The sequence below is a fragment of the Kitasatospora sp. NPDC093558 genome (assembly GCF_040683475.1).
Lineage (GTDB): Bacteria > Actinomycetota > Actinomycetes > Streptomycetales > Streptomycetaceae > Kitasatospora.
Genome location: NZ_JBFBDY010000101.1, coordinates 11,075 through 18,594, shown reverse-complemented (window position 1 = coordinate 18,594; position 7,520 = coordinate 11,075). Strand labels below are relative to the sequence as shown.

The window sequence follows — 7,520 nt, the reverse complement described above, 5'->3', positions numbered from 1 at the left end:
GTCGGCACCGGCGCGTTCTACCTGTCCGGCGCCACCGGGGGCGACCGGGCCGCCGCCCCGGTCGAGGCCGCGGCCGCTCCGACGACGGGCGGCGCGAGCGCGGCGCCCGTCACCGCGACCCCGACGGCGACCCCGACCGCGACGAAGGCCGCGCCGGCCGCGCCCGTCACCGACAAGGAGATGCTGGCCGCGTTCCAGTCGCTCCTGCCCAAGGGCGAGGTGACCGAGCCCAAGGGCCAGGGCACGGAGAAGAGCACGACCCCCTACGCCCAGCTGGTCTTCGACGACGGCCAGGGCGCGTCCCTGATGGACGTCTCGGTCCAGAAGTTCTACAAGGGCCAGGAGCAGCAGCGCACCTGCCCGGCGGACCTCAAGCTCGCCAACCTGGACTCCTGCAGCGTCACCACCCTGCCGGACGGTTCCACGCTCATGCTCTCCCAGGGCTACGAGTACCCGGACCACCGCGCCACGACGAAGGAGTGGTGGGTGAGCGTGAGCCGCCCGGACGGCGGCCAGGTCTCCTTCAACGAGTGGAACGCCCCGCAGGAGAAGGGTGCGCCCGACAGCCGCCCGAACCCGCCGATCACCCTGGAGCAGGCGAAGGCGATCGTCACCGACAAGGTCTGGGACAAGGTCGTCGCGGCGGTCCGGTACAACGGCCTCGACCCGGCGGTGGAGGACCCGGGCGTCTCGCGGGATGAGAAGCAGGCGATCCTGACGAAGCTGCTGCCCGCCGGCGTCACGGTCCAGAGCCGCGTCACCCACGAGACCACCGACACCTACAAGCTGACGGGCGCCGGCCAGGCCAAGGGTTCGGTCACCGTCCGGTTCGCGAACTGGTCGCGGCCGTACGACGACCAGCAGACCCAGCAGATGATGGAGAAGACCCGTACGACGCAGCTCAAGGACTCCACCGTCCTGCCCGACGGCACCAAGCTGGCCGTGGTCCTTCCCACGGACACGCCGGGGGGTGGCAAGTCCCCGTACACGCGGGTGCTGGAGCTGCACCCGGACGGGACGTTCGTCGAGGTCGACGCCTCGGAGGACGACGGCCTGCTCACCGTCGACCAGCTGAAGGCGATCGCGGCGAGCCCGGAGTGGAAGGTCGGGAAGTGACCGTCCGCTGAACACGGCGGTGCCCCGGGCGAGGGGGAAGCCCGGGGCACCGCGCGGTGGGGGAGGGGTGGGGGTCAGGCCTGCTGCTGGTCCTCGGGGAGGCTGATCACCCAGCGGGAGTCCTGCCGGGGGCGCAGGTAGAACAGCCAGTAGAGGGTCGCGGCGGCGGTGATGCCGCCGGTCCAGAGCAGGGGCTCGGTGTCCAGCTGGGTCATGACGTAGACCAGCACGGCGATCAGGACCACCGGGACGGCCGGCCACAGCGGCATCCGCCAGGCGGCGGCGTGCTTGTGGTGGCCGCGGCGGGAGAGCAGCGCGGCGACGGCGACCAGCAGGTACATCGCGGTGACGGCGACGCCGGTGATGTTGCTGAGCAGCTCGCCCTTGACGAAGCAGAGCGCGGCGCCCGGCAGGCCGACAGCCAGGGTGGCGATCCACGGGGAGCCGAAGCGGCCGAGGGTGCCGAAGGCCTTGTTGACCGGGGCGGGCCAGGCCTTGTCGCGGGCGGAGGCGAACAGCACCCGGGAGTTCTGGATGACCATGACGATGCCGGCGTTGATGATGGCCAGCGCGATGCAGAGGCTGATGAAGGTGCCGACCGCCGAGTTGCTCCAGGCGGTGACCATGCCGGAGATGTCGCCGGCGGCCAGGGTCTGCAGGTCCGGGGCGCCCATGGTGATGGCGGCGACCGGGATCAGGATGATGGCGCTGGAGAGGCCGAGCGTCCACAGCACGGTGCGCGAGACGGTGCGGCGGGGGTTCTCCAGCTCCTCGGAGAGGTAGACGGCGGTGGAGAAGCCCTGGGTGACGAACAGGGCGATGCCGAGCGCGCCGACGATGGCGCCGATGCCGACCGTGGTGGTGGCGCCGCCGTCCCCGGCGACCACGCCGTGCAGCAGGCTCGGGTGGTCCGGGTTGGTGTGGGCGAAGCCGAGCACCGACACGATGCCGGCGGCGACGACCTCCAGCACCAGGAAGACGCCGGTGATCCAGGCGTTGGCGCGCAGGTCCAGCAGGCCGGCCAGGGTGGCGGCCAGCATCACCGCGGCGCCCGCGATGGGCTTGTCGACGTGCAGGACGGGCGCCAGGTAGTCGGCGGTGCCGAGCGCGATGACCGAGGGGACGATCATCACCACGATCAGCGACTGGACGAAGACCAGCCAGCCGGCCAGCCGCCCGGCCAGCGTGCCGACCATCGCGTACTCGCCGCCGGCGCTGGGGATCAGCGTGCCGAGCTCGGAGTAGCAGAACGCGACGGCGACGCACAGCACCGAGCCGATCGCGATGGTGAGGGCGGTGGCGCTGCCGATGCTGGAGAACAGCTGCGGCACGATCACGAAGAGCGTGGACGCCGGGGTGACGCAGGACAGCGTGAGGAGCGTGCCGCCCACGACGCCGATCGAACGCTTGAGTTGCTGGGGGGCGACTGTCTCGTGCGCAGTGGGGGCTGCGGCGAGTGTCGGGCGAAGCGTGTCGGTCATGTGGCTTCCGATCGGCTCTGTTCGGTCCTGGAATGGGAGCGGTATCGCCTCCGCTGGCTGGCTGCTCGGGACCTGGTCAGGTCGCTCCCGGGCCGCAATGGAACCTTGGGCGTAATGACTGCGTCAACGCCGGAACCGCTACGGAATCCGTTGCGGAAGAGCGCATAAACATGCGATTCGTTGATCACGTACGGTCATTGCGTGGATTGTCCGACTTGTTACCTCCGCCGCATCGCGCTTGAATCCAAGGTGAACGGAGTATTGCAAGCACTCATTCGAAGGCTGCACTCCAGTCTGATGCCAGCACGTCCAGGCGCCCCGAAGGGGCCCCGCAACGCCCCAGCGGGGTACGGGAATCGCAGCCCGGCGCCGGAAAGATCTAGGTAACGTTTCAACACCTGGGACGCCGAGGGGCCGACGGGGGAGCGGCGGGGGGACAAAGCCGGACACAGCGGGAACGCCGAGGGGCCGGACCCGAGCGGGTCCGGCCCCTTCGATCACCGTCCGTGACTACTCGACCGGCAGCCACCCCGTCTGGACCAGCTGCCCGTTGGTCGCCCGACGCGACACGTACAGCCCCCGGCCCGGCGGCTGCGCCTGCGGCTTGACCGTCCCCAGCAGCGCCCCCTCGTCCCGGCTGCCGGAGAGGATCACGCCCTGCCCGCCGAGCTCGCGCATCCGCTGGAGCACCGGCTCGTACAGCGACCGCCCGGCGCCGCCCGCGCTGCGCGCCACGATCACCCGCAGCCCGATGTCCCGGGCGAACGGCAGGAACTCGGCCAGCGGCGCCAGCGGGTTGCCCGAGCCCGTCGCGACGAGGTCGTAGTCGTCGACGATCACGAACATGTCCTTGCCGCTGTACCAGCTGCGGTCCCGGAGCTGCTCGGCGGTGACGTCCGGGCCGGGCAGCCGGCGCGAGCAGGCGCCGCGCAGCATGTCGACCACCTTCGTCAGCGCCGGCTGCGTCGCCGCGTACTCCACCTGGTACTCGCGGGGGACGGTCCCCAGCAGCGCGCGCCGGTAGTCGCCGACGACGATGCCCGCCTCGTCCGCCGTGTACCGCTCGGTGATCTGCTTGACCAGCAGCCGCAGCAGCGCGGACTTCCCGGACTGGGTGTCGCCGAACACGATGAACAGCGGGTCCGTCTCGAAGTTGACGAACACCGGCGCCAGTTCGGCCTCGTCCACGCCGAAGGCCACCCCGAGCCCGGGGTGCTCGAAGCCCTTCGGCAGTCCGTACCCGTCGAGGACGGCCGGCAGCATCCGCACCCGCGGGGCGCGCGGGCCGCTCCACGCGCCGTCGACGGCGGCGACGAGCGCGGCCACGCCGTCCTGGAGGTCGTCCACCGCGGACGAGCCGTCGATCCGGGGCAGGCCGGCGAGGAAGTGCAGCCGCTCCGGGGTGACGCCGCGCCCGGCGAGCGCGGGGACGTTCTGCGCGATGCGGCGGTCGACCTCCGACTCCATCGAGTCGCCGAGCTTGAGCTCGGTGCGGTTCTGCAGCAGGTCCTTGAGCGCCGGGCGCACCTCGGCGTAGCGGGCCGCGGTGATCACCAGGTGCACGCCGTAGCCGAGGCCGCGCTGGGCGATGTCGGCGATGACCGGCTCCAGCGCCTCGAACTCCTGCTTGAAGGTGTTCCAGCCGTCGATCACCAGGAACACGTCGCCGAAGGCCTCGTCCGGCAGCTGCCCGGCCGCCCGGCGGGCCCGGTAGGACGCGATGGTGTCGATCCCGGCGGCCCGGAACAGCTCCTCGCGCCGGTTCAGCACGCCGTGCACCTCGGAGACCGTCCGCCGCACCTCGTCGGCGTCGAGGCGCCCGGCCACCCCGCCGACGTGCGGCAGCCCGGCCAGCGCGCGGAAACCGCCCGCGCCGAGGTCCAGCAGGTAGAACTGCACCTCCAGCGGGGTGTGCGTGAGCGCGAACGCGGCGACCGCGGTGCGCACGACCGTCGACTTGCCCGACAGCGGCCCGCCGACGACCAGTCCGTGCCCGGCCGCCCCGGCGAAGTCCAGCTCCAGGACGTCCGTCCGCTGCTCGCGCGGCCGGTCGACGACGCCGATCGGCACCCGCAGCCGGCCCGCCGGGTACCCGGGCGCACCCAGCCCGCGCTCCGGCACGGCCTGCAGCGGCGGCAGCAGCCGGTCCAGGCTCGGCGCGGCGTCCAGCGGCGGCAGCCACACCTGGTGCGCGGCCGGGCCCTGCCCGGCCATCCGCCGCACGAAGACGTCGAGCACGGTGTCGGCCAGGGCGTCGTCCTGCTCCGGCGCCTGCACCTCCTCCTGCTCGGCCGGCTCCGGCAGCTCCACCTCGGCCGCGGTGAACAGCACCGGCCGCGTGCCGGCCCGCTGCTCGCCCGACGCGTGCTGCTGACCCGGCGCCCGGTACGGGCCCGAGACGTACGCCGCCTTGAACCGCTCCATCGCGTCCTCGCCGAACTTGAGGTAGCCGACGCCCGGCACCGGCGGCAGGTGGTAGGCGTCCGGCACGCCGATCGCCGCCCGCGACTCGGCCGCCGAGAAGGTGCGCAGGCCGATCCGGTAGGAGAGGTAGGTGTCCAGGCCGCGCAGCTTGCCCTCCTCCAGGCGCTGCGAGGCCAGCAGCAGGTGCACCCCCAGCGAGCGGCCGATCCGGCCGATCTGGATGAACATCTCGATGAAGTCCGGCTTGGCGGTGAGGAGTTCGGAGAACTCGTCGATGATCAGCACCAGCGAGGGCAGCGGGTCCAGGGCCGCGCCGGCCGCCCGCGCCCGCTCGTACTCGTGGATGTTGACGTAGTTGCCCGCCCGGTGCAGCAGCTCCTGGCGGCGGTGCAGCTCGCCCTCGATCGCGTCGCGCATGCGGTCGACCAGGGTGAGCTCGCCCTCCAGGTTGGTGATGACGGCCGAGGTGTGCGGCAGCTCGGCCATGCCGGCGAACGTCGCCCCGCCCTTGAAGTCGGCGAGGACGAAGTTCAGTTCCTCCGAGGAGTGCGTCATCGCGAGGGCCAGCACCAGCGTGCGCAGCAGCTCCGACTTGCCGGAGCCGGTCGCGCCGACGCACAGGCCGTGCGGGCCCATGCCCTCCAGCGCGGCCTCCTTGATGTCCAGGAACACGTGCTCGCCGGCCGCGCCGACGCCGATCGGCACCCGCATCCGCTCGTGCCGGGCGCGCGGGCGCCAGCCGCGGGAGACGTCGAAGGAGCCCGGGTCGCCGGAGTTCATCAGGTCGGTGAAGTCGAGGTTGGACAGCAGCGGCTCGTCGTCGCCCTTGGCCGACATCCGGTACGGCGCCAGCTGCCGGGCCAGCGCCTCGGACTGCCAGGCCGAGAGCAGGTCCGGCGTGCCCGTGTAGGCCGCCCCGGAGGCCGACCGCAGCTCGATCGCGGTCGGACGGACGGTCACCATCAGGTGCCCGCTCGGCTCGTCCAGCTCGCCCGGGACGACCTCGATGACGGTCACCCCCTGCACGCCCTCCGGGCTCGCGAGCAGCGAGTCCTGCGGCACCCCGGCGCCGTCCATCACGACGACGACGTGCGGCTGGTCCGGCGGCGCCACGGCGTCCCGGACGAACCGCTGGCGGCCGCCGAGCTCGTCCTGGAGCAGGAGCTCCAGCTCGCCGAGGCCGGTCGCGGTCAGCCGGCGCGAGCCCGCGCCGTCGGTCTCCTTGCGGTGCTGGTTGTGCGGGAGCCACTTGGTCCACTCCCACTCCCCGGCCGCGCCGGGCGCCGCGGCGACCGCCACCAGCAGGTCGTCCGGCGAGTGCAGGGTGGTCAGCTGGGCGATCATCGCCCGCACGTTGCCGTACACCGAGTCCGGGTCGCCGCACACCGTGACGTGGTAGAACGCGCGCAGCGACACCGCGAGCGGGAGGTCCTGGAGGGTGCCGTGCGCGCTCAGGAAGGACTTCATCGCCGCCGCCGACAGCGGCTCCAGCTCGTCCGCCGGCGCGGTCTGCGGCGCCACCAGGGGAGTGGACAGCTGCACCGGCCCGAGGCCGACCCGGATCTGCGCGAAGTCCGCGTCGCCCGAGCGGCGTTCCCACAGCCGCCGGCCGTCCGCGACGACCGACCACAGCTGGTCCGGCGCCGGGTTCAGGAACAGCAGCGCCCCGCGCTGGCGCTCGGCGGTGCGGCGCACCGTACGGCGCGTCTGCTGGAGGTACTTGAGGTAGTCGCGCCGCGCGTCGGAGGTCGCGGTCGAGCCGCCCCGGCGGGCCCGGACGATCTGCGCGAGCACCATGCCGACCGTCGAGGCGATCATCAGACCGCCCATGATCTTCATCGGGCCCTGCGACCCCGGCGCGAAGAAGAACACCGCCGAGCCGCCCATGCCCAGCATGGGCAGGATGCTCGACACCCAGTCCTCGCCGCCGTGGCGCGGCAGCTCCGGCGGAGCGACCAGCTCCACCGGCTCGTCCGGCACCGGGGGCGGGTAGGCCCTGGCCGCCCGCCGCACCATGATCACACCCACGTGCCCCCCACCCCTGACTGGTCGCACCCGCACTCTCGGCACGGGTAGGGTAGCGCCGCGTCAACTCGTGGGTACGCCGGGTAGGTTCGCCGCGGCGCCGGGGACAAGGGGGAACGGCCAGTGCGTGGAACGACCGAGGTGGGCGCATGAGCGCTGTCGTAACGGGTTTCGCCCGGGTCACCGTCGTCACACCGGACCGCCGGATCGACGTCGCCCTGCCCGAGGACCTCCCCCTCGCCGACCTCTATCCCGACGTGCTGCGCCTGGCCAGGGCCACCCAGCCCGACGGCGTCCCCACCGGCTTCCACCTGGTCCGCCGCGACGGCACCGTCCTCGACGGCGGCCTGTCCCTGGCCGCCCAGCAGGTCCGCGACGGCGACCTGCTCACGCTGCGCCCGTTCGCCGAGTCCCTCCCGCCGGCCGTCTACGACGACGTCGCCGACGCCATCGCGGGCGCCGTCGCGGCCGACC

4 protein-coding genes are annotated in these 7,520 nt (G+C 72.7%); 2 read left to right on the top strand and 2 right to left on the bottom strand.

Annotation, left to right across the window (positions count from 1 at the left end):
• Positions 1 to 1,116: hypothetical protein (locus tag AB0O00_RS13360; RefSeq protein WP_363651213.1), on the top strand; the 1,116-nt coding region annotated here is incomplete at its 5' end.
• 74 nt (positions 1,117 to 1,190) lie between these two features.
• On the opposite strand, the gene AB0O00_RS13355 is transcribed toward AB0O00_RS13360, so the two are convergent.
• Complete coding sequence (locus tag AB0O00_RS13355) at positions 1,191 to 2,597, bottom strand: APC family permease (RefSeq protein WP_363651211.1); 1,407 nt, start codon at positions 2,595 to 2,597, stop codon at positions 1,191 to 1,193.
• A 510-nt stretch (positions 2,598 to 3,107) separates the two neighbouring features.
• Positions 3,108 to 7,049, bottom strand: a complete 3,942-nt coding sequence (gene eccCa / locus AB0O00_RS13350; protein ID WP_363651209.1) for a type VII secretion protein EccCa — start codon at positions 7,047 to 7,049, stop codon at positions 3,108 to 3,110.
• A gap of 146 nt (positions 7,050 to 7,195) precedes the next feature.
• Here eccCa and AB0O00_RS13345 point away from each other — a divergent pair.
• Positions 7,196 to 7,520 (top strand): EsaB/YukD family protein (locus AB0O00_RS13345; protein WP_363651207.1); only part of this gene is annotated, 325 nt, incomplete at its 3' end.